The sequence below is a fragment of the Ensifer sp. BR816 genome (assembly GCF_000378985.1).
GTDB lineage: Bacteria > Pseudomonadota > Alphaproteobacteria > Rhizobiales > Rhizobiaceae > Sinorhizobium.
Map to the genome: position 1 here is coordinate 4,568,612 of NZ_KB905370.1, position 23,767 is coordinate 4,592,378.

The window sequence follows — 23,767 nt, forward strand, 5'->3', positions numbered from 1 at the left end:
TATAAGGGCGCCTCATGCACGAGAGGACGCACCCATGACCACGTCATTGCAGACACGATTCCGGATTGGAGGCATGGACTGCGCCTCGTGCGCCGCGAAGATCAACACGGCGGTGCTGCGCATGCCCAAAGTCGAGGAAGTTTCCGTTTCGGTCACCGGCGGCACGATGACCGTGAAGCACAGCGCCGGTGCCGACGTCGCCGAAATCGAAAAGAAAGTCTCGAGCCTCGGTTTCACGATCGCGCCCATCGTGGCGAAGCGTGCGGCGAAGGTGCAGGAGCATAACCATGCCGGCCTGCTCGGGGACGCGCCGGCTCCGGCCCCGAAGGAGTGGGAGGGCGGCGAGGCCCTGCACGGCCACGCGCATGGTCCGGGCGAAGGCCCGTGGTGGCGGGGCAGGAAAGGGCGTCTCACCCTTTCGGCCGGAGCGGCGCTTGTCGTCGCCTATGGCGTCGGCCATCTTTTTCCGCAGATCGAGACCTACGCCTTCGTCATCGCCATGTTCGTCGGCCTCATTCCGATCGCGCGACGCGCGATCATGGCCGCCTTTGCCGGCACGCCGTTCTCCATAGAAATGCTGATGACGATCGCCGCGGTCGGGGCGCTGATCATCAATGCCACGGAAGAGGCGGCAGCGGTCGTCTTCCTGTTCCTGGTGGGCGAACTGCTGGAAGGCGTGGCAGCCGGCAAGGCGCGCGACAGCATCAAGGCGCTGGCCGCCCTGGTGCCGAAGACCGCGCTGCTCGAGGAAAACGACAAGATACGTGAAGTGCCGGCGGACTCGCTGGCGGTGGGATCGATCATCCTGGTTCGCCCCGGCGACCGCATCTCCGCCGATGGGGTGATCGTTTCCGGCGAGTGCGCGATCGACGAGGCGCCCGTGACCGGCGAGAGCGTGCCGGTTCAAAAGGGCGTCGACGCGACCGTCTTTGCCGGCACGGTCAACGGCGACGCCGCCTTGCGTGTCGAAGTGACTGCGACGGCAGAGGACAATACCATTGCCCGGGTCGTCAAGCTCGTCGAGGAGGCGCAGGAATCGAAGGCGCCGACCGAGCGTTTCATCGATCGCTTCTCCAAATACTATACGCCCGGGGTGGTCGCAGTCGCTGCGCTGGTGGCCGTTCTGCCGCCGATCATGGTGGGCGCGAGCTGGAGCGAATGGGGCTACAAGGGTCTGGCGATCCTGCTGATCGGCTGCCCCTGTGCCCTGGTCATCTCGACCCCGGCTGCGATCGCCGCCTCGCTTTCCGCCGGTGCGCGCAAAGGCCTGCTGATGAAAGGCGGCGCGGTGCTCGAAGGGCTTGGCAAGCTGACGGCCGTCGCTCTGGACAAGACGGGGACCCTGACCGAAGGCAAGCCGAAGGTGACCGATCTCGTGCCGTTCGGAAAGTCGGGACCCGAGACCCTTCGGCTGGCGGCCGCGCTCGAGGTCGGCTCGAGCCATCCGCTGGCGCTGGCAATCCTCGCAAAGGCCGAGGAAGACGGGATCGAGATCCCGGCGGCAAGCCACTCGAAAGCGCTGGGCGGCAAGGGAGTCACGGCGGTGATTGATGGCGAAGAGGTGTTCTTCGGATCACCGAAGGCGGCCGCGGAACGGACCTCGATCGGCATGGCGCATTCGCGGATGATCACGGCGCTGAACGATGAGGGCAAGACAGTCTCGGTCCTCGTTGCCGGCAGCACCCTTGCCGGTGCCATCGCCATGCGCGATGAACCGCGGCCCGATGCCGTTGCCGGCCTCAAGGCGCTGGCCGGTGCCGGCATCCGGACGGTAATGCTAACCGGTGACAACAAGCGCACCGCGACCGCGATCGGGGCGCAGCTCGGGATCGAGGTGAGGGCCGAGCTGATGCCGGAGGACAAGCAGCGGATCGTCGGCGACCTGAAGAAGGAAGGTTTCGTCGTCGGCAAGGTCGGAGACGGCATCAACGATGCGCCGGCACTTGCCGCCGCCGATATCGGCATCGCCATGGGCGGAGGGACGGACGTCGCCCTGGAAACCGCCGATGCGGCAGTTCTTCACGGCCGCGTCGGAGATGTCGCCCGGATGGTGGAGCTCTCCAAGCGCACCATGCGCAACATCTTCCAGAACATCGGCATGGCCCTGGGGTTGAAGGCCGTTTTCCTGGTGACCACGATCATCGGCGTGACCGGGCTATGGCCGGCAATCCTGGCCGACACGGGCGCAACCGTGCTCGTGACGATGAATGCCCTGCGCCTGCTTCGACCCGTCCGGTAAGGTTGCGGAGAGGCACTCCCGCAGGCGTCAGATCTTGACGAGCATGGCCGTCACATACATGAAGCCGACGCCGGCGGCGAGGCCACCGAATGCCGCGGGGCCGAGGAGGCCGCCAAGGCCGCCGCGCTCGTCCGCGCCACGGGAGAGCAAGGCGGTTACCTCGACGATGACCTGGGCGATGGCGCCGGCACCGATTGCGAGCGCAATGGCTGTCCACTGCGGCGCAAAGGCGAGGCTTCCAACCCAGATCCCGACAACCGCCGGTCCACCGGCGAGCAAAGCGAGGCCGACGAACGACAGGAGCGGCGGCCGCATTTTCAGGAGCGGGGCGGCGATGCCGATCCCCTCGGTGACGTTGTGAAGAGTGAAGCCAAGCACGAGGAAGGTGCCGAGGCCGGCAGCACCCGCGGTAAAGGCGGCGCCGATCGCCAGTCCTTCGCCGAAATTGTGCAGGCCGATCCCAAGCGCGATGTAGGTCGCAAGCGCCAGCCCGGTCGGAGAGCCGTTGCGCCGGCCGATCGCCATCAGCGCCAGGAAGCTTGCTGCCGCAACGAGCACGACCATGATGCTTCCCTGGAAGACCGCTGCGGCTTCGCCCGCGAATTCCAATGCTTCGATCGTGGTGTCGACCAGCAGGAAGGCGAGCAGCCCCACGGTCATGGCCAAGAGGAAGGTCATGGTGTTGCGACCGGCACTGCGAAGGGCGGGATAGCATAGGAGCCCGACCGCCACCGGCAGGATGCCGACGAAGGCGCCGAGGATGGCCTGGGAGGCGAGCGTGCCGCTCGAGACCGTCGGCGTCGGCACGGCGACCGGAATTTCGTGATCGAAGGTTGCGCCGGTGTTGGTGACGAGCGTGACGTTATGGGCTTCGCCGAGCACCCAGGGGAACGGAATCGAGATCCACGCGGTGTGCCCGCGCGCAATCGCGCCGGCGGGCTCCTGCGCGAACTGCCAGTAGGCCGCATCGACCTGCACCTGTGCGATCGTCATCGGCTCCGATCCGCCGGCGCGGACGAGCATCCGCAGACCGTCCTGATCGAGGACCATGCGCTCGATTGTCAGGTTCTCGACCGGCGGTGCGCCATTGTTGAAGCCCTGCAACGGGTCGGTCTGGACTAGCCAGAGAATGGCCGCCGCCAGCACGGCGACCGGCAGCAGAAGCCAGGCGAGATGACGCGACCCCGGGGCGGCGACGGTCGTGGCGGGATGGAGGTTGCGCGGGTTCTCGTTCATGCCAGCTCCTCCACGACATCGAACATGCCCATCCAGCCGAGCTCGGTGAATTCCGACTGGTGGGCGTGAAACATATAGGCGCCGGGCTCATGATCCTTGAAGCTGAACTCGAGGATGCCGCGCTGGGCCTGACACTGGGTGATAAGGTCGACCGTCTTCAGCGTCGGCGTCAGCGTCGTGCCCTGGTCGTAGTAGTCGAAGAAGTTTGCGTGCAGGTGGAAGGAATTGATCGGATCGAATTCGGTGACATTGACAAGATAGATGCGCACCGGCCGGTTCTTGACGACCTTGATCGGCTCCTTGGCGTAGCAATGCGCGATCGTGTTGCAGGCGTAAAACTCGTTCTCGCCGTCGAAATTCGTGTCGAAGGCGTTCATGATCATGGCCATTTCCTGCCATTCGGCATTTTCCGGCGATCCGAACAGCCGAGACTTCGCCACCTCGGCATTGTCGGGATGACGAGCCGGATCCGGATCGATCACGAACATTCCGTACATGCCCTTGTGGATGTGCCGGGCAAGCGGCAGGGCGTGACAGTGATAAAGATGGCAGCCAAACGGCTTCGCATCGAAGTCGTAGATGAATTCCTCCCCGGGGCCGACGACGCCGGCGCCCGGGATGCCGTCCATGCGGGCGGAATGGATGCCATGGAAATGCATGGAATGGGGGTGCGAGCCGTAATTCTTGAAGACGATCCTGAGGCGGTCGCCCTCGGTGGCGCGGATGGCGGGACCCGGCACCCGGCCATTGTAGGTCCAGGCGGGGAACATCACGCCCGGCGCGATTTCGATCTCTTTTTCCTCGGCGACGATTTCGAAGCTCCTGAGCCTCCGGCCGTCGGGAAGCGTCGAAACCGTTCCGGTGTACCAGTCGGTCAGCAATTTCGTCGGATCGAAACCGTTGCGCTCATTGTCGACCGTTCCGACGGTGATCATCGCGCCGTGGGCGGTTTGGTGCGAAGGCGCTGCAAAGCCTTGCGGCTTGGCGCCTGCCGCATGGTTACCGTGGCCTTCCTGGGCGACGGTCCTGGTCGCGCAGATAGATGTAGCGCCGATCGTCGCGGCTCCCCCGCCGAGCAGCAGGTTCCGCCTGCTCAACGCCGCTTGCGCCCATTTCAGCATGGTCCGCTCCACTTCGATTAGCATACGAGATGAAATAGAGCATGATGGTATGAATATAGCAAGTGCTATAATCTGGAGAGCGCGCTATTGACGCCTTTGAGGTGGGTGCGCGTGATAAACATTTATAGACGGATTGAAAAATAGCTGCGGCTATACTATTTCGGGACCGGTAATCATCATCAAAGGAATCTCCGACTTGCCGCAGCAAGAGGACACCGCGAACCTCGTCGAAACGAGCCTGATCGACGCAGATACCCAAGTCGAAAGCTTTCGTCAGACGCGCAACAACCGCCGCACCGAACTCATCGAAGATTACGTCGAGCTCATCGCCGACCTTCTGGAAGACGGCGGGGAAGCGCGGCAGGTGGACATTGCCCAGCGCTTAGGCGTCGCGCAGCCCACCGTCGCGAAAATGCTGAAGCGGCTGACGGCCGAAGGCTATATTCAGCAGCGCCGCTACCGCGGCATCTTTCTCACGGCGGCGGGCAGGGCGCTTGCCGACCGCAGCCGCGAGCGACACCAGATCGTTGAATCCTTCCTCTGCGCCATCGGCATCTCGCCCGAAACCGCCCGCATCGATGCGGAAGGCATGGAGCACCACGCCAGTCCCGAGACGCTGCAGGCCTTCAGGCGCTTCCTCGTCCGTGGAGAAGGAGCGGGTGCGCCCGAGCCGAAGTGAATCACGGGTCCGCTTGCGGCGCTTGGGACTTGGGCTGGCTTGGGCTAGCCGAGGATCACCCAGACATCGTGGAGATGACCGTCGTCGGCAAGCGCCACCCTGGCATCGGACAGTTGTTCGCCATCCAGGAACAGCGCCCGCACGCCGCGGCCCGTTCCAGCCTTGTTGTCCACATGGATGAGATAGGTTGTCGATCCATGCTTGTATCGTAGTTCGTAATCCTGCCAATTCCCGGGCACGCAGGGTTCAATCGCGAGACGATCGCCTTCACGACGAAAACCAAGGATCGCTTCCAGCGCCACGCGATAGAGCCAACCGGCCGATCCCGTATACCATGTCCAGCCGCCGCGCCCGCTGTGCGGCGACGCGCCATAGACGTCGGCACTGACCACATAGGGCTCGACCATATAGTGCTGGGCGTCCTGTCGCGTCGTCGCATGGTTGACCGGGTTGAGCAGGTTCCAGAGTTGCATGGCCTTGTCGCCATCGCCCTTGAGGGCGGCAGCCAGCACGACCCAGGCCGCCGCATGGGTATATTGCCCGCCGTTCTCCCGGATGCCGGGAACATAGCCCTTGATGTAGCCCGGCTGCAGCGCCCCCTTGTCGAAGGGCGGGTCGAACAGCTGGATCAGCTTGTGTTGATGGCGAACGAGCCTTTGATAGACGGCGTCCATCGCCTTCGAAGCTCGCTCCGGATCGGCTCTACCGGAGATGACGGCCCAGGCCTGCGGGATCGCATCGATCTGGCATTCGTCGTTGGAGGTGGAGCCGAGCGGCGTGCCATCATCAAAATAGGCGCGGCGATACCAGGCGCCGTCCCAGGCGTGCGCTTCGAGAGCGGCACGCAATTTTTCGGCCCGTTCACGGCACCACGCGGCGCGGCTTTCGTCTCCGCGCGACGATGCGATCGCCTCGAAGGCCCCCAGGACAGTCAGGAAGAACCAGCCGTTCCAGACGCTCTCACCCTTGCCCTCGGCACCGACCTTGTTCATGCCGTCGTTCCAGTCACCCGTCCCGATCAGCGGCAAGCCGTGGCGGCCGAGGTTGAATCCGCGTTCCAGAGCCCGGACGCAGTGCTCGTAGATTGTTTCTGCTTCGGCGCTGAGGTCCGGTCGTCCGAAGGCTTCCTCCTGGTCCTCCTCCAGAACTGGCGCGCTGATGAAAGGCACCACCTCATCGAGTATCTTGATGTCGCCCGTCGCCGTAACATAGTGATGGACGACGAACGGCAGAAAGTAGAGGTCGTCGGTCATCCGGGTGCGTACCCCGACGCCGGACGGCGGGTGCCACCAATGCTGGACGTCCCCCTCGCTGAATTGGCGGGCGGCGGCTCGCAGAATTTGTGAACGTGCTTCCTGCGGGGCGCAATGGACGAGGGCCATCACATCCTGCAGCTGATCGCGAAAACCGAACGCGCCGCCGGACTGATAGAAGGCAGAGCGGGCCCAGACGCGACAGGCAAGCACCTGGTACAGCAGCCATCCGTTCAGCATCAGGTCGAAGGCAGGGTCCGGCGTCCTGACCGAAACGGTTTCGAGAATATCGCCCCAGTGCCGAGACACGATCGCCAGGCTCTCTCGTCCGCGATGCGGATCTGCATATTGCCGCACGAGGGTACGGACCTGGTCGAGGTCATCGCCCTGGCCGAGCGCAAAAACGACCTCGGTCTTCTCACCGGGGGCCAGGTGAATGTCCACCATCAGCGCGGCGCAGGGATCTCTAAGGGAGCCGAACTGCGCCGCGAAACTCGCTTTCTCGAGGCCCTCGGGTCGCGATACGGAACCGTAGCGGCCAAGAAATTCGGCACGGTCGCCAGTGGCCGATCGCGGGACCTCGCTTGCGGCGGCAAAGGCCAGCTTTCCGGCGAACGCACCCTCCCAGATGTTGGTCGCAATGATTGCTCCCGACTGCAGGTCGCGTTCACAGATGACCTGCATCATCGCGTCCTCGCGCTGTGTCCCTAGAACCCATTCGGCGAAATAGGTCGCCGTCAAATGACGCGCGCTCGCTCCGTCGTTCAGCAACGAGAGACGGACGATCTTGATCGGATCGTCCCACGGAACGTGCACCGTCATCTCCTGCCGCAGCAAACGGCTGTCGCTCTCATACCGGCTATAGCCCTGCCCGTGCCGAACGGTGACCGAGGCACCGCGCCCGAGTGGGAGAGGCGTGGGCGTCCAGATCTCGCCGCTTTCCTCGTCCCGGAGGTAGACGACCTCGCCGGGCGTGTCCGACACCGGGTCGTTCGACCAGGGCGTCAGCCTGTTGAGCTGACTGTTGCCCGCCCAGGTGAAGCCGAGCCCGGCGTCGCTCGTCAGGCAACCGAAATTCGGGTTGGCGAGCACGTTGCACCACGGCGCCGGGGTGTGTGCTCCCGCACCGTCCACCACGATGACATATTCTTTTCCGTCTTTGGCGAAGCCGCCGAACCCGTTCCAATAGATGAGGTCTGCGCCGGGGTCGGCGGGGCGTCTTGCTGGTGCTTCCGGCATCCGTGGCCGGGATGCTCCCAAAGCCGGCGACGCGCTTTTTCGCCCCTCAAGCTGGTCGGCGAGCGATCCTTGGCTGCTTGACAGGACAATGCGTGCCGCGGCGGTGAGCGTCTCCAGATGATCGTCTGGAACCTCGGCCGCCGACAGGATGTAGATTCCCGGCGGCTTCTCGATCGGCTCGCCCTCGGCGTTGGTTTGGAGTGTCTGTACCAACGCCTCCGTCGCGCCCGGGTCCCGTTCATCGAGGAGGACGAGGTCGAAAACCAGACCCCGACGCAGGCTGAATGCATGCGCGCGGATCGCCTCGCCAGCGAGCGACTCATCCCCGCCTGCGGCGATGCGTAACAGAACGATCGGAAGGTCGCCGGATATTCCATGCGACCAGAGCGCCTCTCTCATCAGTCTTGTGTTCACGGATGCCGTTGAATCTCGAAAGATTGAATCGGCGAAGACGATCCTTCCCGCGAGCCGGTTGAACAGAGCGACGTCGTCACCAGTAAGTTTCCAATCCCGAAGCTCGTTGCGGTAGCTTACGGCCGCATCGGAAAATGCCTTCTCCACCGCTTCGAGGCTTGAAAAACGGCTGGCAATCGCCCGCGCGTCCGCTTCGGAGTCTGCCGCGCCTGTCGCGAAAGCCACCCGTTCCGTCGTGCCTGGCTGGAGATCGATCGTCCATCTCAGTGAGAAGATCGGATCGAGCACAGGCCCGGTTGTTCCCGATAGCGGAGTGGCCTTGTCGAAGACGATCGGGTCTGCCGGCGTGCGGCCGCGCCCGAGGAATTTGAGCCGATCGGTCTCATACTCGACCGACGGACCGTCGCGGGTGCTCGAGGCCGAAACATGCACTGCCCAGATCGGCTTTTCCGCCGCATTGCGCTGTCGGCGTCTGGCCAACAGGGCACCGGTCGCCTGATCGAACAGCGTTTCCACGAAGAGCTTGGCAAAGGCCGGATGCGCCCTGTCGGCGCGGCGGTGGTTCAGGCAGACCTCGGAATAGCTGGTGAGTTCGAGGGTTTTCGGCGTGGCGCCATGGTTGGAAATGGCGAGCAGGCGCACTTCGACATCGCTGTCTGGCGGTACGCAGGCCGCCCAGGAGATTTCGATGTCCTCGGCGCGGCAGCGGAACTCGGCCCGGTCGCCGAAAAAGGCGCATTCGTGGTCCGTTTCGCCCTGGGAAAGCGGTTGCATGCCGATGGACCAAAGCTTGTTCGTCGCCCGATCGCGGACGTAGCAGAACTGCCCCCAACAATCGCGTGTGCAGTCCTCCCTCCAGCGCGTGACGTCCAGGCCACGCCAGGACCCATAGCCTGCACCGGCAGTCGTCAATAGAACGCTGTAGCGGCCGTTTGAGAGCAAGGCCACCGCAGGGGAAGGAGCGGCATTTTCCGCAGAGGCGTCCTCAAGTGGCGCGGCTCTATTCGTGAACGAACCAACCATCACGCGTCTCCCCTTTGGCGACGCACTGGCCATATGCAACATCGGGCCACAGTGCCGCGCGCCTCACCGGACGCGCAAAAATCGCTGCAGCTCTTTGAATGGCTGCATGTTTTTCTCCTGAAATCGGGTGCGATTCAGGGGAACATGCAGCATCGCCTTATCTCCCAACGAGGGGCCGGCCAGCTCGCCTCTGTAATCGGCCTCATGGCTCGAGCCATGATACCGCACTCCTGCATTAGCCCTTGGTAAGGTTAAACCCGCTGCGGGGGTTCGACAACCGGCTCGTCGTGATCAGGCGCGACCGGCCAAATACTCCGGACGAGGGCGGCCGTTCCCGAAAAGGTCACGGTCGATTGGGTGTCAATGTCCACTGCCCATCCTCGCCGAACTCCAATACGGCTTCGTAGAGACCACGACTGTTATAGTCCTCACCGTTGCTGATGCAGGTGATCGAATTGTCCGAGAGCAGGCCTAGCACTTTGCGAAACTGTTCGTGCCCGAGAGTAGTCCCGATCCGATCGAGGAAGACAAATCGCGGCCTGGAAAGAAGGACCTTGGCGACAGCCAAGAGCTGCTGCTCGCCCAACGAGATTTCCCGGTCCTGCTCCTTATCCAGTCCATCGGCATCGCGGACGAAATCCTTAAGACCAAGATCTCGCAGTACCTGAAGAATTCGGTCGTCGGAGATTTCACCCGGCTTACCTGGGGGGAGCAGAATTTGCCGCAACGAACCTGGTGGCAGGTACGGTCGCTGGGGGAGAAACATCAGATCGCTCGCACCGGGGCAAATGATCCGCCCGGTGCCGGCTGTCGGAATACCGGCGGTCGCCCTGAACAACGCCACTCCCGCAGCCGGGTCGGACCCCGTTAGCAATACCCTCGTCCCCAAGGGGATCGATACGGACAGCTCCTTCAGCAGCGGCGTGCCACCGGCCGGACCCAGCGTCACCCTCTCGTAGGCCAAACGACCTTCCTGCTCGACCCGTTCGATGCCCGATCCCTCAGCCGCTCGGGCGTGTTCAATGGCCTCCAGCAAAGAACTCAGCCGAGAGACTACCGCGGCGAAGTTCGAGATCGAGTTGAATTGTCTGACAACCAATGAAAACGCGCCGACCAGCATTGCAAAGGCCGCCCCCGACTGGGTGATGACGCCGAACTCGATTTCCCCTCTCATGAAAGCCGGAGCGATGATCAAGTCCGGAATGATCTGAATCATCCAGTTGTAGCCGCTCGTGAAAAATCCCAGGTTGCGGTTGATGGCGGTGATACTCCGAATGTTGGCGATCAGATCGTCAATGCGATGCACCAGACGAGTTCTTTGTCGCTCCTCGCTATGCGTAAGGATCACGGATTCGGCATTTTCGCGAACGTGAATGAGGCTGGAGCGAAAGCTGGCCTCCTTGTCGAGCCGATCGTAGTTCAGATTGATGAGCGGCCGCCCCAGGACAATTGTCATGTACGAGCCGCAAGCCGCGTACAGGACGGCTACGCCGAACAGGAAGGGGCTTATGGACCACAGCACGCCTGAGAAAGTCACTACTGTCAAACTGCTGCTGAACAGCATGATGACGTAAGACAGCGTGGTGACCGTGAAAGCGCGCACGTCCTCGGCTATCCGCTGGTCCGGATGAGCGAGCCGCCCGGAGACGTCGAGGCGGTAATAGGTTCCATCCTCGAGATAGAGATTGACGGCGCGCCGAGTGAGGAATTCGCGCCAGAGCAGGGCCAGTCGTTCCTCGGCAAAGCGGGCGATGACGCCCACGATCGTGAGAGCAGCGAACACACAGATGTAATATATCGCCTGCCGGATGAACTCGGCGGTCTGGCGCTCGGCGATTGCGGTCATGAAGTTTCGACCGACGTAGTTGTTGACTACGTTGAGGCCGTTCAACCCGCACAACAGCGCCATGAGCCCGGCAAACATGAGCTTGGCCCTGCCACCGACTTCTGAACCCAGGAAGATGCGAACCGCCCGCACGAAGCGAATTGCGGTTGTTCTAAGCGGTACCGGCTGGCTGTCCATCTACGTACCCTTCGCAAGTTTAAAAAGCGCACACTGGTCCTTGTAGCTGTGGTGCTGGGTGCACCGCCGAAACGGCATGCGTAGGCATGAATTGGTGCCTCGATCGAGGCATCCAGATTTATCATTAATTTCAAATGGTTACAGACTCGAACAGGCCCCGAAGCAGGGAAGCGCTTCGCTGGAGCGCGGCACGTTCCTGTGCGTCGAGATCGGGAAGCAGTTCCGTGGCAATGCCGTCGCGACCGATGACACGGGGAATCGACAGGGCGACATCCTGCACACCCTCGACAAGCGGAGTGACACTCGAAACCGAAAGCACCGCCTGCTCGTCCTGTCTGATCGCGCCGACGATCCGGGCAAGACCCGCTCCGATCCCGTAATAGGTAGAGCCTTTGCCCTTGATGATCGCATAGGCCGCGTTGCGGGTCTTGTCGTCGATCTCTGTCCGCACTGCCTCGGTGATGGGCGCGCCGATTTGTGCACCGAACAGGGCAATCGGGACCGTACCGGCCCTGGCGCCGGACCAGGCCAGCACCTGGCTGTCACCGTGCTCGCCCAGCACATAGGCATGAACGGAGCGCGGCGAGACGCGCAGATGCGCCCCGAGCAGGCTGCGAAACCGCGCAGTGTCGAGGATTGTCCCCGAGCCGATCACCCGTTGGGCCGGCAATCCCGAATAGACCCTCGCGACCTGGGTCATTATGTCGACCGGATTGGAGGCGACGAGCAGAATTGCATCGGGGCAGACGCGCATGATCTCGCCGACAACCGTCCGGAAAACGGCAGCGTTGCGGCCAAGCAGGTCGGTGCGCGTTTCGCCGGGTCGCTGCGCGACGCCTGCGGCGATGATGACCACGCCGGCATCTCGAAGGCGGTCGTAGTCACCGTGGCTGATTGAGGTTCCCGAGGCAAACGGCATCGCATGGGCGATATCGAGCGCATGCGCCTCGGCGAGAGCTGGATCGAGATCGACCAGCACAACCTCGCTTGCCACGCCCCGCAGGCCGAGAGCGTAGGCAGCCGCACTGCCCACCATTCCGGTTCCGACGATACCGACTTTCATCGCGCGTCCCTCCCTGGATGGAGATCAAATGCCTATTCTAGGCTCAGGACCGATGAAATTCGTCCATTTTGTTCCGATGTCGATGGGATTGTTTTCGATCAGACGGCCCGTGAACCGCAACCGGCCGGGTGTGCGCGAGCCAAGTGCCGAGTTGTCTAAGTGCTGCTGGAGAGCTATTTTGTAGGAGGCAGGGTTGTGGCCCGGATTCTACGTCGGAGTTGGCGCGATGCTGGTCAGAGACGTGATGAAGATAAGGGTTATCAAGGTCTCCCCGGACAACAGCGTCAAGCAGGCCGCAGAGGTGATGCTCGCCAATCACATCAGCGGCATCCCGGTTATCGACGATGAGGGACAACTCGTTGGCCTTATCACCGAGGGTGACCTGTTGCGAAGGACCGAACTGGGCCATCGCGCCATTGCAACGCTCGTCGACGAGACTTTGTCTCCCGACGAGAAGGCGAAGATTTACGTCAAGAGCAACGCCTGGAAAGTCGCCGATGTGATGAGCCGCAATCCGGTCTCCGTCGACGAGGATACGTCGCTGGCGCGTGTCGCTTACCTGATGGAGGAGCACGGCATCAAGCGCCTTCCGGTGATGAGGGCCGGCGCCGTCGTCGGGATTGTCAGCCGCGCCGATCTTCTCCAGGCGATCATCTCCGCCAAGCCGGATGAAACGGCCCCCGGTGACGAAGCGATCCGTCGCAGCATCCTGATCCGCCTGAGCGAGAACACCGGCCTCGAAGGGCAGGACGTGACGGTGACCGTGGCAAACGGCGTGGTGCATTTGTGGGGGAATGTTTCAACGGAAGAGTGCAGAAAGGCCGCGCGCGTCGCCGCTGAAAGCGTCCGCGGCGTCGCCGGCGTCGTGGATCATTTTCCGAAGCACGAGTCGTAGAGGGCAGGCCGTCGCCTGCGGTAGGCGCACTTTTTTGACACGCGCTGCTTGCGAATACGGAAAGCAATTCCAACTGGCTGGGGTGTCCGGGCCGAAGCTCCGCCGCAGCACGGTGATGGGGAGCCACCATGAGAAGCGAGAAGGCGGCTGGCCAGCCGCAAGGTTCCGAACCGCCTGCCTTTCAGGACCTTCCCGAACACTATGGCTGCGGTCCGATACGTTTCAGGGGAAGCCACGACGGGCTCTACGAGCGCCATCTGCTGTTCGACAACGTCGTCGCGCCCGAGGATGCGGACAGTCGCGAACGCTACGAGGCGATCGCGCGATCGGTGAGAGACGTCTTGTCGCAGCGTTGGCAATTAACCGAGCAGACCTATCGCAGGGAGAACCCCAAGCGGATCTACTACCTGTCGATGGAGTTCCTGATCGGCCGCTCGCTCAGCAACAATATCCTCAATCTTCGCCTCGATCCCCTCGCCAGGCGGCTCTTCGACCAGGAACATCTGGACGAAACGGCCATCCTTGCCGAAGAGCCGGACGCCGGGCTCGGCAATGGCGGGCTTGGCCGGCTCGCGGCCTGTTTCCTCGACTCGATGGCGACCATGCAACTGCCGGCGATGGGATACGGGCTGCGCTACGAGTACGGGATCTTCAAGCAGACGATTGTTGACGGCTGGCAACGCGAGCAGCCCGACAACTGGCTGCGCCGGCCGGATCCCTGGGAGATCGCCCGGCCGGAAGATGCGGTGGAAATCGATCTCGGCTGCTCCTTCGAGGTTCGCGGCGGGAATTTGCGGGTCGCTGTCGGGATGCCGTCCCGCCTGCTCGGCATGCCCTATGACAGGCCGATCGTGGGCTATGGCGGCAGGACCATAAACACGCTGCGGCTTTGGGCAGCGGCAACGCCGCAAACCTTCGACTTCCAAGCCTTCAGCGCCGGTGAATTCGTTAGCGCCCTGGCACAAAGGCTGACGGCAGAGACCGTAACGCGGGTGCTTTACCCCGACGATTCGACCAGTATGGGGCAGGGCCTGCGTTTCGTTCAGGAATATTTCCTGGTCGCCTGTTCGCTAGCCGATCTCATCCGGCGTTTCCGCGCGACCAATTCCGATTGGCAGCTGTTGTCCGACAAGGTGGCGATCCAGCTCAACGACACGCATCCGAGCCTCGCCGTCGCGGAACTGATGCGCATCCTGCTCGATGAAGCGGAGTTGGCCTGGGACGAAGCCTGGGACATTACCAGGCGTTGCCTTGCCTATACCAACCACACGCTTTTGCCCGAGGCGCTTGAGAAATGGCCGCTGCGGTGGTTCGAACTGATGCTGCCGCGCCAGTTGGAGATCATCCTCGAGATCGATCGGCGGCTCCGGGACGAGATCCTCGCCCGCTTTCCCGGCGATCAGGGCCGTGTAGAGCGGGCGAGCCTGATCGAACGGGGCGGCGAGCGGCTGGTCCGCATGGCCAATCTTGCGATCGTCGGATCGCACAGCACCAACGGGGTCGCCGAGATCCATTCGAGGCTGCTGCGCGAAACGACAGTCAGGGACCTCGCGGAAATATTCCCCGGCCGGTTCAACAACAAGACGAACGGCGTCACCCCCCGACGCTGGCTGCTCTTGTCCAATCCGCCGCTTGCGCGCTGCATAACCGAGGCTGTCGGCGATGGATGGGTCACCGACCTCGCCGAGCTGGAAAGGATGAAACCGCTCGTCGACGACAGCGGGTTCGTCGACTCCGTGCGCCGGGCGAAGCGAATGGCGAAGCTTGGCTTTGCTGAATGGCTGCAAGCCAGCGCCGGCATCGTCGTCGATCCGGACGCGATCTTCGACAGCCAGATCAAGCGCATCCATGAATACAAGCGGCAGCTGTTGAACGCGCTGAGGATCGCCACGCTCTACAACCGGATCCGCGAAAATCCGAACCTGGATATCGCCCCGCGCACCTTCTTCTTCTCGGGCAAGGCGGCGCCCGCCTACCATGTGGCGAAGCTCATCATCAAATTCCTCAACAATCTCGCAGGCACCATTGACGCCGATCCCGTCGTGCGTGGGCGCCTCAAGGTCGTGTTCCTGCCCGACTACTGCGTCTCGCTGGCGGAGCGTCTCATTCCCGCAAGCGATGTCTCCAACCAGATTTCGACGGCGGGATACGAGGCGAGCGGCACCAGCAACATGAAGTTCATGATGAACGGCGCTCTGACGATCGGCACCCGCGACGGGGCCACCATCGAGATGGCCGAGGCGGCGGGGGAGGAGAACTTCTTCCTCTTCGGTCTGACGGCCGACGAGGTCGCGGGAAGCCGCGGCTGGTACAGTCCGCTTTGGCACTACGACAACGAACCGGAAACCCGTGCGGTGCTGGACCTGATACTGTCCGGTCATTTTTGCCGCTACGATCCCGATGTCGTCGACGCGCTCCGCAATATCCTGCTGACGAGCGGCGACGTCTTCAGGCATTTGGCGGACCTCACCTCCTATCTGGAGGCGGATCAACGGTTGCAGGCTCTCTACGGCGATCCTTCGGCATGGACCCGGAAGGCGTTGCTCAATATTGCCAATTCGGGACGCTTCTCCAGCGATCGGACGATCGGCGAATATGCGGCCGAAATCTGGAACGCCGGCCCCTGCCCACCGCCACCAGAAAGAACCCGCCCTCGGTGAGCGTCGCATGACCTACTGTGCGTTGGGCGGATTTTGTGCGAGAATGATCGGATAATACTAGGAGGGTATTACAGGGAATACTTACGCAGGGGCAGGCGAGGAAATCGCGCCGAACCCGCGATGTCGTGCGCGGGGTCGAATGCACGCTCCTCCGAGACGTTCGAAAACACCTCTCGCGATTCAATAGCAACGTGCTTTTCGCATTATTCCCCAGGCCGAAGGCCTTAAAGCAATCGGGCGCGTACAGGAAGCGCCCTTCCCGACGCGGCGGTCTGGGCACTCGATCAAGGAGGCACCCATGGTTTCGCAAGGAGCGCTCAACGAAAATCCGGTGGCGGACAAGCCGTTGTCAGCCGAGGAACTTCGCCTGTTGGACGCCTACTGGCGGGCATCGAACTATCTTTCGGTCGGCCAGATCTACCTTCTCGACAATCCCCTGTTGAGGGAACCCTTGAAGCGCGAACACATAAAGCCGCGGCTTCTCGGCCATTGGGGCACGTCCCCGGGCCTGAACATGCTCTACGTCCATCTGAACCGGGTGATAAAACGCGACGACCTCAGCATGGTCTACATCATCGGTCCGGGACATGGCGGGCCGTCGCTCGTTGCCCACGCCTATCTGGAAGGAACCTATAGCGAGGTCTATCCGGATATCAGCCAGGACGCGGAAGGGATGGCCAAGCTGTTCAAGCAGTTCAGCTTCCCCGGAGGCATCCCGAGCCACGTGGCTCCGGAGACGCCCGGCAGCATTCACGAAGGCGGCGAGCTCGGCTATGCGCTCAGCCACGCTTATGGGGCGGCATTCGACAACCCGGAGCTGATCGTCCCCTGCATCGTCGGTGACGGTGAGGCCGAGACGGGACCGCTCGCAACCGGCTGGCACGGCAACAAGTTCCTGAATCCGGCGCGCGACGGCTGCGTCCTGCCCATCCTCCACCTCAACGGCTACAAGATCGCCAATCCGTGCTTCCTGGCGCGCATCCCTCGCGAGGAGTTGCAGAAATTCTTCGAGGGCATGGGCTACCGGCCCTATTTCGTCGATGGGCGCGATCCCATGGACGTGCATCAGCAATTGGCGGGGGTGCTGGACGCGGCCGTTGCGGAGATCCGGCAAATATGGAACGACGCCCGTGCCAACGGCAAGGTGAAGCGTCCCAACTGGCCGATGATCGTCTTCCGCACGCCGAAGGGCTGGACCTGCCCGGCCGAGATCGACGGCAAGAAATGCGAGGATTACTGGCGCTCGCATCAGGTGCCGATGGGGGACATGGACAAGCCGGAACACATCCAGGTTCTTCAGCAATGGATGAAGAGCTACAAGCCGGAGGAGCTGTTCGACGGCGATGGCAGGCTGAAATCCGAACTGGCGGCGCTTGCGCCGTCAGGGCGCCGCCGCATGAGCGACAACCCGCATGCCAATGGCGGCCTGCTGCTGCGCGACCTCAAGATGCCGGACTTCCGCGATTATGCGGTGCAGGTGCCGAGCCCCGGCGCCACCACGACCGAGTCGGCACGGGTGATGGGAAAGTTTCTCCGCGACGTGATGAAACTGAACCTGGAGAACAAGAACTTCCGCTTGTTCAGCCCGGACGAGAACAACTCGAACCGCTGGCAGGACGTGCTCGAGGTCACCAAGCGCTGCTACATGGCGGAGATCTATCCCGAGGACGATCATCTGTCGCCGGATGGCCGGGTGATGGAAGTCCTGAGCGAACACCAGTGCCAGGGATGGCTGGAGGGCTACCTGCTGACCGGACGCCACGGCTTCTTCTCCTGCTACGAAGCCTTCATCCACATCATCGATTCGATGTTCAACCAGCACGCCAAATGGCTGAAGGTCTGCAACGAGATTCCCTGGCGAAGGCCGGTCGCCTCGCTGAACTATTTCCTGAGTTCGCACGTCTGGCGCCAGGATCACAACGGCTTCAGCCATCAGGATCCCGGCTTCATCGATCACGTCGTCAACAAGAAGGCAGACGTCATCCGTGTGTACCTGCCACCGGATGCCAATACGCTGCTCTCGGTCACCAACCACTGCCTGCGCAGCCGCAACTACATCAACGTCGTGGTTGCCGGCAAGCAGCCTGCGCCGCAATGGCTGACGATGGACGAGGCCGTCAAGCACTGCAGCGAGGGACTGGGTATCTGGGAGTGGGCGAGCACCGACAAGGGGGCCGAACCCGATGTCGTGATGGCGTGCTGCGGCGACGTTCCGACGCTCGAAACGCTCGCGGCGGTCGAATTGATCCGCGAGCATTTGCCGGACTTGAAGGTCCGGGTGATCAACGTCGTCAACCTCATGAAGCTGCAGCCATCGGAGGAGCATCCGCACGGCCTGTCGGACCGCGACTTCGACGCCCTGTTCACCAAGGACAAGCCGATCATCTTCGCCTTCCACGGCTATCCCTGGCTTATTCACCGCCTCACCTACCGCCGCACGAACCACGGCAACCTGCATGTTCGCGGCTACAAGGAGGAAGGCACCACTACCACGCCCTTCGACATGGTGGTGCTGAACGAGCTCGATCGGTTCCACCTCGTCGAGGACGTCATCGACCGGCTGCCGCAACTGGGCGCCCGGGCGGCCTACTTCAAGCAGGCTATCCACGAGAAGCTGATCGAGCACCGGCAATATATCGAGGAGCATGGCGACGACATGCCGGCAATAACCGGGTGGAAATGGGGCAAGAAAAGCGCGACGGGAACATCTCGGCGGACATCGACGGAAGGAGACAATGTGTGACGCGTGGTGGTGCCTGAAAAGACGCTCGGCGCACTACAGCGCCGTGCGTCTTATCAGAGGCACAAAGGACGCTGTAGCACTTTGAATTGCTGCATGTTTCTCACCTTGAATCGACTACGATCTAAGGAAACATGCAGTAGCGGTTTCCGGTCATTTCGGGCTGAAGATCATGACGCAACTGCCTTCGACGGACCCCGATCTGCACCGCCTGCCGACCGACCAGGACCTCGGCCGGCTGCAGTTTACGACGCTGCTTTACTACCTTCACTGCACCAATCCCGACAACGGGCTGGTCCGCGACAAGACGGCGCCGGGAGCACCTGCCAGCATTGCTGCAATCGGCATGGCTCTGGCGACAATCCCGGTCGTCGTCGAGCGCGGTGTTGTCATTCGCGAATTCGCCGCGAAAATCACTCGCAGGCGCCTGCGCTATCTGATGGCCTGTCCTCAGGGCCCCGAACCTACAGCGTCCGGATACAAGGGCTTCTTCTACCACTTCCTCGACATCGAGACCGGTGAGCGGGTCTGGCAATGCGAATTGTCGACCATCGATTCGGCGTTCCTGTTCGCGGGCGCGCTGACCGTCGCCACCTATTTTGACCAGGACACGGCCGACGAAACCGAAATCCGGCAGCTTGCCTCGGCGCTCTACGAGCGCGCAGACTGGAACTGGGCGCGCGATCATGGTCCCACGCTCACGCACGGCTGGCGCCCGGAAAGCGGATTCATCCCGCATCGTTGGCGCGGCTATGACGAGGGGCTTCTTCTCTACATCCTCGGCCTGGGCTCGCCGACCCATCCCCTGCCGGCCGAATCCTATGCCGCCTATGCGGAAAGCTACGAATGGCGGAATATATTCGGCCGGGAGCTGCTTTATTCGGGGCCTCTCTTCACGCACCAGCTTTCCCACATGTGGATCGATTTCCGCGGCATCCGCGACGAATTCATGCGCTCGCACGATAGCGACTATTTTCAAAACAGCCGGCAAGCGACTTATGTGCAGCAGGAATACGCCATCCGAAATCCGCTGGGTTTCGCCGGTTACGGAGAGCACTGCTGGGGGTTCACGGCAAGCGACGGCCCCGGGTGGCTCAAGCGGACGATCGACGGGGCCGAGCGGGAGTTCTTCGACTATATCGCCCGCGGCGCGCCGTTCGGACCGGACGACGGCACGGTATCGCCGTGGGTGGTCATCGCCTCCTTGCCTTTCGCGCCGGAGATCGTCGTGCCCACGGTCAGAAACTTCGCAAAAATGGACCTCGGCATGACGCGACTTTACGGTTTCAAGCCTTCGTTCAACCAGTCCTTTGCGGTGGACGACGGTGCCGCGGGGTTCTGGATCACTCCCTATCACTTTGGCATCGACCAGGGGCCGGTGGTGTTGATGATAGAAAACTATCGCACCGGCCTGCTCTGGAACACCATGCGCCGATGTCAGCCGGTGGTCACCGGACTTCGCCGCGCCGGCTTCACCGGCGGTTGGCTGTAGCCGGGCTGGAAGTTGTCATGCAAGTGTATTACAATCGCATCAGTCGAAGGAGAGCATTATGGGTTCAAATGCACTGGTGCAGACAAGGATCGATGCTGACGTCAAGGAGCGCGCCACCGCGGTTCTGGAAAACATGGGCCTGACGGTTTCGGATGCCGTTCGAATCCTGTTGACCCGGACGGCGAATGAGGGCGCCTTGCCACTGGAACTCGTGAGCAACAGCGAGGTCCACGATGCCTGGTTCCGTGCCAGGGTATTGCAGGCGCTTGAGGACACGCGACCCGACGCCGAGGATGCCGAAGCCGATGCGCATTTTCGTGCGCGGCGGGCCGCGGCTATGCACAAGGTTGCAGTCGGTGAGCGATGAAGCTTGTCTGGACGCAATACGCACTCGACGATCGCGACAAATCTTCAGTTACATTGAAACAGAGAATCCAAGGGCGGCGGTCCATGTCGATGAGGCCATCGTCAGTGCTGCACGTCGTCTTGTTGATTTCCCCGAAAGCGGCCGTCCTGGCCGAATTGCAGGAACACGTGAGCTTGTCATCCCGCGTACGCCCTACATCGCAGCCTACGTGGCGATGGCGGACAGGATTCGTATTCTGCGAGTCCTACATGGTGCCCAGATGTGGCCCGACGAGGTTGATGGCGAGTAGATCATTCCGGCTTATCGGTCCAGTCATCGGTCGCTTGGCTTCCTCTCGGCAGGCGGCTTCCTCCTCTTGCAGCGCTTCGAGAACAAAACTCATTTCTACGGGCACAGGGGCGTGAGACATGAGGATGTCCAGTGCCGCATCGCGCCAGCGGTTCCGTTTCGAGACGTCCATCGATGCACTCCTTCAGAACGGTTGTTCAAGTCGCGGTCCCGGCAGAGGCTGGGCCTATGGCGGTGCTGTTCGAATGTCCCCGCCCCATGCGTCCGAACTCCAACCGGCGCGCTTGTCCCAGCAGGCTGAACCCAACTTCCGCCGCGCAGGCAATATCGTGGAAGAGCAGGCCGGCCTCCGCGATCACGCCGTCATCCAGTGAACCCGGTTCGTTCGGGTCGAAATCGCCCAGCAGCACGAGCAGCGCCTCGATCCTTCGCCGCTGCTCATCGGCCGCGGCGAGCAGGCGTCGCACGATACGGCCCCGGTCGGTCCCGCCCAGATAGCTGAATTCCTCATGCAATTGCTCATGGCACTCGCAATCGGCCGCGCCGCTCGGAACGACGCCATGCATGTGACCGACTGCGCAGTCTCTCGGCCTCATGTGCTTGCTCCATGTCCGATGTTGCGTGCGCGGGCGACCCAGGCAGCGCCTTCCTGTCCGTGGTGGAAGCCGTTGGAGAGCGGGGCTGCCGGATAGATCTGCCTGAGCAGCGAGATGCCCTCTTCCGGATCGAGACGGCCCTGCAAGACGTCGTCGTAGAGCCGGGCGACTGCCACCATGTCGCAGTCTTGCGGCGAGAGGCGAAAGCGGTGCACGCCGCAGGCAAGGAGATCCTTCAACTCGGCAAGCAGCGCCTGGCAGGTGAAGGAAACCGTCTGCACGCCGTTGACGGCCAGGAACGATTGCCGATCGAGCGTTTTCACCGGCAGTCCGTCCGGATCCTCTTTGCAGACGAACTGGCAATTGTCCTTGATGTGCCCCTTGGCGCGGGCGTGGGCGCAACGCGCCGAAATCGCGAGCGGCATGCGCCCGAAGGCGAGTAATTCGAACGCGATGCCGGGCGTTGCCGAGACGATCTCTGCGATCGAGCTTGCCGGCAGTTCCGGCGGCAGGCATATGCTCGTCGCACCCCGCCTGGCGAGCAGCCTGGCCGTTGTAGCGTTGTAGACATTGACGAGCGGTCCGATCCAGTGCGGCTCGCCTTCAAGCAGAGCAAGGGCGGAAAGGTCGTTCGCCTCGACAGGGTAGGGGCTGTCGGCAACCAGGCTGCGAACATACTGGCTCTCGCGCTCGAGTGTCACCAGAGCGAGCGTGGAAAAAACGATGCGTTTCCCGGCCGCCTCCAGCCGCTCGATTACCGGCGGGAAACAGGGGTCGGTGAAGTGCAGCCTTTTCGAGCAGACGGTTTCGCCGATGACGACGTCATCGACCGGCGCCTCGTCGGCGATCCTGAAATAAAAGTCGCGCCATTTCTCTCCCTCCCAGAGATAGAGGACGGGACCGAGGGTCAGCGTGGGCTTGGCGGCGTTCATGCGCGTTACCTCCAGCGCTTTTCGTAGGCGCCCGCGGTCGTCCGCTGCCCCTCGCTCAACAGCCTGAGGCGGGCAAGCAGCGCCCGGCGGTCCTCCGGCTTCGCGTCGAGCGCCTTGCGCAGGGTCGAGACCACCTCGGCGACATAGGCTTTTCCGCGCTGGCGGCCTTCGATCTTGAGCGCGCTGACGCCGGCTTCGCGAAGCGCATCGATCTGGTCCATCACGTCGAGCGAGACCGGATCCTCGAAGGCGTAGCCACGCGCATCGGCGATATCGAACCGGCCCTTGCAGAGTGTCGGATAGCCAGCCGCTTCCTCGCGCGGGAAGCGGTTGATCGTGTAGGCGCCAAGCTCGGAGACGAGCTCGCCACCGTCCTGGCGGTAGCGCACATGGCTTGCCGGCGAGCAGACGCCGTTCATGTTCGGCGACTTGCCGGTGGCATAGGAGGAAAGCGAGCAACGGCCCTCGGCCATTACGCACAGCCCTCCGAAGACGAAGACCTCGATCTCGCAGCGGATCTGCCGGGCCAATCGGGCGATGTCGGAGATCGTCAGCGTGCGGGGCAGAACGACGCGCCTGGCGCCAAAGGCCTCGACCAGGAAATTCACCGCGTCCGGATTGGATGCGGACGCCTGCACCGACACGTGAAGCCGCTGCTCCGGATAGGTCTCGGCGACATGGGCCATCAGCCCGAAATCGGCAAGAATGAGGGCGTCGGCGCCGAGGCGGACCGCGTCCCTAGCAGCCTGGTACCAGAGGTCCTCATGGCCGGCGCGCATGAAGGTGTTGAGTGCGATGAAGGTTTGCGTGCCCTTCCTCCGGGCATAGGTGATGGCCTCGCCGAGTTCCTGGCGCGAGAAATTGAGACCGGGGAAATTGCGCGCGTTGGTCTCGTCGCGGAAGCCGCAATAGACCGCATCGGCACCCGCATCGACCGCTTCGCGGAAGGCGGCCGGGGTTCCGGCCGGGCAGATCAGTTCCATGCGGCATTCTCCCCGGCAAGCGCCCGGCGGCGGATCGCCTCGGCAGCCCGGCTGACGAGGGGCGCGAGCGCCCCGGCGGACGCCCCGAGATCGCGCGGCAGGTCGATCTCGCAGCCGTCGAGCGCATTGCGCAGCGCCAGCATCGCCTCCATGTCGCCGGTGACCGTGAGCGCCCGCGAGAAGAACAGGGCGTCGGCGTCCGAGCGGCCCTCGAGAAGCGCCAGCAAAAGGAACAGCGGCCCCTCCACGACCGCATCTGCCGCAACATCGGCCGGCTTGCGCATGACCGAGACCGCCGGTCGTGCCGGCTCCACCAGGAAGACGAGCGGCAGGTCGACCGGACGGAAGCCGTAGCGCTTGCCTTTGTGTTCGCCGAGGCGCTCGAAGAGCGCCGGGTGCCGCTTGAGCAGGCTCCTGAACATCAGCCTGACCGCCGCTTCGACGACCGGGATCGGCACGACGGCAAGGGGTGCGGCCAGCGAAGGCGGGAATTCCATTTATCTGTGTCTCTTGCGAAATGACTC

Annotated in this window: 17 protein-coding genes and 1 pseudogene; 8 read left to right on the top strand and 10 right to left on the bottom strand. The window is 62.8% G+C overall.

All coding sequences use genetic code 11. The features are described from left to right. Positions 1 to 34: 34 nt before the first annotated feature. Positions 35 to 2,239 (top strand): heavy metal translocating P-type ATPase, encoded by a 2,205-nt coding sequence (locus RHIBR816_RS0121875; protein WP_026187288.1) that lies wholly within the window; start codon positions 35 to 37, stop codon positions 2,237 to 2,239. A 27-nt stretch (positions 2,240 to 2,266) separates the two neighbouring features. Here RHIBR816_RS0121875 and RHIBR816_RS0121880 read toward each other — a convergent pair whose 3' ends face one another. Next, complete coding sequence (locus tag RHIBR816_RS0121880) at positions 2,267 to 3,475, bottom strand: ZIP family metal transporter (RefSeq protein ID WP_018238741.1); 1,209 nt, start codon at positions 3,473 to 3,475, stop codon at positions 2,267 to 2,269. Further along, positions 3,472 to 4,596 (bottom strand): multicopper oxidase domain-containing protein, encoded by a 1,125-nt coding sequence (locus RHIBR816_RS0121885; RefSeq protein ID WP_018238742.1) that lies wholly within the window; start codon positions 4,594 to 4,596, stop codon positions 3,472 to 3,474. The genes RHIBR816_RS0121880 and RHIBR816_RS0121885 overlap by 4 nt, the downstream gene beginning before the upstream one ends. 196 nt (positions 4,597 to 4,792) lie before the next feature. Here RHIBR816_RS0121885 and mntR point away from each other — a divergent pair, with 196 nt between their 5' ends. Next, positions 4,793 to 5,275, top strand: coding sequence for a manganese-binding transcriptional regulator MntR (gene mntR / locus RHIBR816_RS0121890; protein ID WP_018238743.1), 483 nt, complete (start codon positions 4,793 to 4,795; stop codon positions 5,273 to 5,275). A gap of 44 nt (positions 5,276 to 5,319) precedes the next feature. Here mntR and RHIBR816_RS0121895 read toward each other — a convergent pair whose 3' ends face one another. The 3 genes from RHIBR816_RS0121895 to RHIBR816_RS0121905 all read right to left on the bottom strand — a co-directional run bounded on the left by RHIBR816_RS0121895 (position 5,320) and on the right by RHIBR816_RS0121905 (position 12,290). Next, complete coding sequence (locus RHIBR816_RS0121895; RefSeq protein WP_026187289.1) at positions 5,320 to 9,204, bottom strand: GH36-type glycosyl hydrolase domain-containing protein; 3,885 nt, start codon at positions 9,202 to 9,204, stop codon at positions 5,320 to 5,322. Positions 9,205 to 9,547: 343 nt separating this feature from the next. Continuing rightward, entirely contained in the window at positions 9,548 to 11,227 is a 1,680-nt protein-coding gene (locus RHIBR816_RS0121900) for an ABC transporter ATP-binding protein/permease (RefSeq protein ID WP_018238746.1), read from the bottom strand. Positions 11,228 to 11,357: 130 nt separating this feature from the next. Next, positions 11,358 to 12,290 (bottom strand): L-lactate dehydrogenase, encoded by a 933-nt coding sequence (locus tag RHIBR816_RS0121905; protein WP_018238747.1) that lies wholly within the window; start codon positions 12,288 to 12,290, stop codon positions 11,358 to 11,360. A gap of 226 nt (positions 12,291 to 12,516) precedes the next feature. Between RHIBR816_RS0121905 and RHIBR816_RS0121910 the strand changes: the two genes are divergently transcribed. The 6 genes and pseudogenes from RHIBR816_RS0121910 (at position 12,517) to RHIBR816_RS36305 (ending at position 20,733) form a co-directional block, all read left to right on the top strand. After that, positions 12,517 to 13,185, top strand: a complete 669-nt coding sequence (locus RHIBR816_RS0121910; RefSeq protein WP_026187290.1) for a CBS domain-containing protein — start codon at positions 12,517 to 12,519, stop codon at positions 13,183 to 13,185. Positions 13,186 to 13,313: 128 nt separating this feature from the next. Continuing rightward, positions 13,314 to 15,845 carry a glycogen/starch/alpha-glucan phosphorylase gene (locus tag RHIBR816_RS0121915; protein ID WP_018238749.1) on the top strand — a complete coding sequence of 844 codons (2,532 nt, stop codon included), beginning with the start codon at positions 13,314 to 13,316 and terminating at the stop codon, positions 15,843 to 15,845. Positions 15,846 to 16,143: 298 nt separating this feature from the next. Next, entirely contained in the window at positions 16,144 to 18,588 is a 2,445-nt protein-coding gene (locus RHIBR816_RS0121920) for a phosphoketolase (protein ID WP_018238750.1), read from the top strand. Between the two features lie 169 nt (positions 18,589 to 18,757). After that, positions 18,758 to 20,077, top strand: a complete 1,320-nt coding sequence (locus RHIBR816_RS0121925; RefSeq protein ID WP_018238751.1) for a glucoamylase family protein — start codon at positions 18,758 to 18,760, stop codon at positions 20,075 to 20,077. A 58-nt stretch (positions 20,078 to 20,135) separates the two neighbouring features. After that, on the top strand, positions 20,136 to 20,444 hold the full coding sequence (locus RHIBR816_RS0121930; RefSeq protein WP_018238752.1) for a type II toxin-antitoxin system RelB/DinJ family antitoxin: 309 nt from the start codon (positions 20,136 to 20,138) through the stop codon (positions 20,442 to 20,444). Then, positions 20,441 to 20,733 (top strand): annotated as a pseudogene (locus RHIBR816_RS36305) (type II toxin-antitoxin system RelE/ParE family toxin). The gene RHIBR816_RS0121930 and the pseudogene RHIBR816_RS36305 overlap by 4 nt, the downstream one beginning before the upstream one ends. On the opposite strand, the gene RHIBR816_RS37605 reads toward RHIBR816_RS36305, so the two are convergent. Genes RHIBR816_RS37605 through RHIBR816_RS0121955 form a run of 5 tightly spaced genes read right to left on the bottom strand, consistent with a single transcriptional unit; the run spans position 20,689 to position 23,740 of the window. Beyond that, positions 20,689 to 20,904, bottom strand: a complete 216-nt coding sequence (locus RHIBR816_RS37605; protein ID WP_018238753.1) for a hypothetical protein — start codon at positions 20,902 to 20,904, stop codon at positions 20,689 to 20,691. The pseudogene RHIBR816_RS36305 and the gene RHIBR816_RS37605 sit on opposite strands and share 45 nt — an antisense overlap. A 25-nt stretch (positions 20,905 to 20,929) precedes the next feature. Beyond that, positions 20,930 to 21,298, bottom strand: a complete 369-nt coding sequence (locus RHIBR816_RS34505; protein ID WP_018238754.1) for a hypothetical protein — start codon at positions 21,296 to 21,298, stop codon at positions 20,930 to 20,932. 26 nt (positions 21,299 to 21,324) lie between these two features. Beyond that, complete coding sequence (locus RHIBR816_RS0121945; RefSeq protein ID WP_018238755.1) at positions 21,325 to 22,260, bottom strand: U32 family peptidase; 936 nt, start codon at positions 22,258 to 22,260, stop codon at positions 21,325 to 21,327. A gap of 5 nt (positions 22,261 to 22,265) precedes the next feature. After that, complete coding sequence (locus RHIBR816_RS0121950) at positions 22,266 to 23,243, bottom strand: peptidase U32 family protein (RefSeq protein WP_018238756.1); 978 nt, start codon at positions 23,241 to 23,243, stop codon at positions 22,266 to 22,268. Beyond that, positions 23,234 to 23,740, bottom strand: coding sequence for an SCP2 domain-containing protein (locus tag RHIBR816_RS0121955; RefSeq protein ID WP_018238757.1), 507 nt, complete (start codon positions 23,738 to 23,740; stop codon positions 23,234 to 23,236). The genes RHIBR816_RS0121950 and RHIBR816_RS0121955 overlap by 10 nt, the downstream gene beginning before the upstream one ends. Between the last annotated feature and the right edge of the window lie 27 nt (positions 23,741 to 23,767).

Coding starts and splice junctions, on each gene's coding strand:
- RHIBR816_RS0121875 (WP_026187288.1), top strand. CDS start 35: ATGACCACGTCATTGCAGACACGATTCCGGATTGGAGGCATGGACTGC.
- RHIBR816_RS0121880 (WP_018238741.1), bottom strand. CDS start 3,475: ATGAACGAGAACCCGCGCAACCTCCATCCCGCCACGACCGTCGCCGCC.
- RHIBR816_RS0121885 (WP_018238742.1), bottom strand. CDS start 4,596: ATGCTGAAATGGGCGCAAGCGGCGTTGAGCAGGCGGAACCTGCTGCTC.
- RHIBR816_RS0121895 (WP_026187289.1), bottom strand. CDS start 9,204: ATGGTTGGTTCGTTCACGAATAGAGCCGCGCCACTTGAGGACGCCTCT.
- RHIBR816_RS0121900 (WP_018238746.1), bottom strand. CDS start 11,227: ATGGACAGCCAGCCGGTACCGCTTAGAACAACCGCAATTCGCTTCGTG.
- RHIBR816_RS0121905 (WP_018238747.1), bottom strand. CDS start 12,290: ATGAAAGTCGGTATCGTCGGAACCGGAATGGTGGGCAGTGCGGCTGCC.
- RHIBR816_RS0121910 (WP_026187290.1), top strand. CDS start 12,517: ATGCTGGTCAGAGACGTGATGAAGATAAGGGTTATCAAGGTCTCCCCG.
- RHIBR816_RS0121915 (WP_018238749.1), top strand. CDS start 13,314: ATGAGAAGCGAGAAGGCGGCTGGCCAGCCGCAAGGTTCCGAACCGCCT.
- RHIBR816_RS0121920 (WP_018238750.1), top strand. CDS start 16,144: ATGGTTTCGCAAGGAGCGCTCAACGAAAATCCGGTGGCGGACAAGCCG.
- RHIBR816_RS0121925 (WP_018238751.1), top strand. CDS start 18,758: ATGACGCAACTGCCTTCGACGGACCCCGATCTGCACCGCCTGCCGACC.
- RHIBR816_RS0121930 (WP_018238752.1), top strand. CDS start 20,136: ATGGGTTCAAATGCACTGGTGCAGACAAGGATCGATGCTGACGTCAAG.
- RHIBR816_RS37605 (WP_018238753.1), bottom strand. CDS start 20,904: ATGGACGTCTCGAAACGGAACCGCTGGCGCGATGCGGCACTGGACATC.
- RHIBR816_RS34505 (WP_018238754.1), bottom strand. CDS start 21,298: ATGCATGGCGTCGTTCCGAGCGGCGCGGCCGATTGCGAGTGCCATGAG.
- RHIBR816_RS0121945 (WP_018238755.1), bottom strand. CDS start 22,260: ATGAACGCCGCCAAGCCCACGCTGACCCTCGGTCCCGTCCTCTATCTC.
- RHIBR816_RS0121950 (WP_018238756.1), bottom strand. CDS start 23,243: ATGGAACTGATCTGCCCGGCCGGAACCCCGGCCGCCTTCCGCGAAGCG.
- RHIBR816_RS0121955 (WP_018238757.1), bottom strand. CDS start 23,740: ATGGAATTCCCGCCTTCGCTGGCCGCACCCCTTGCCGTCGTGCCGATC.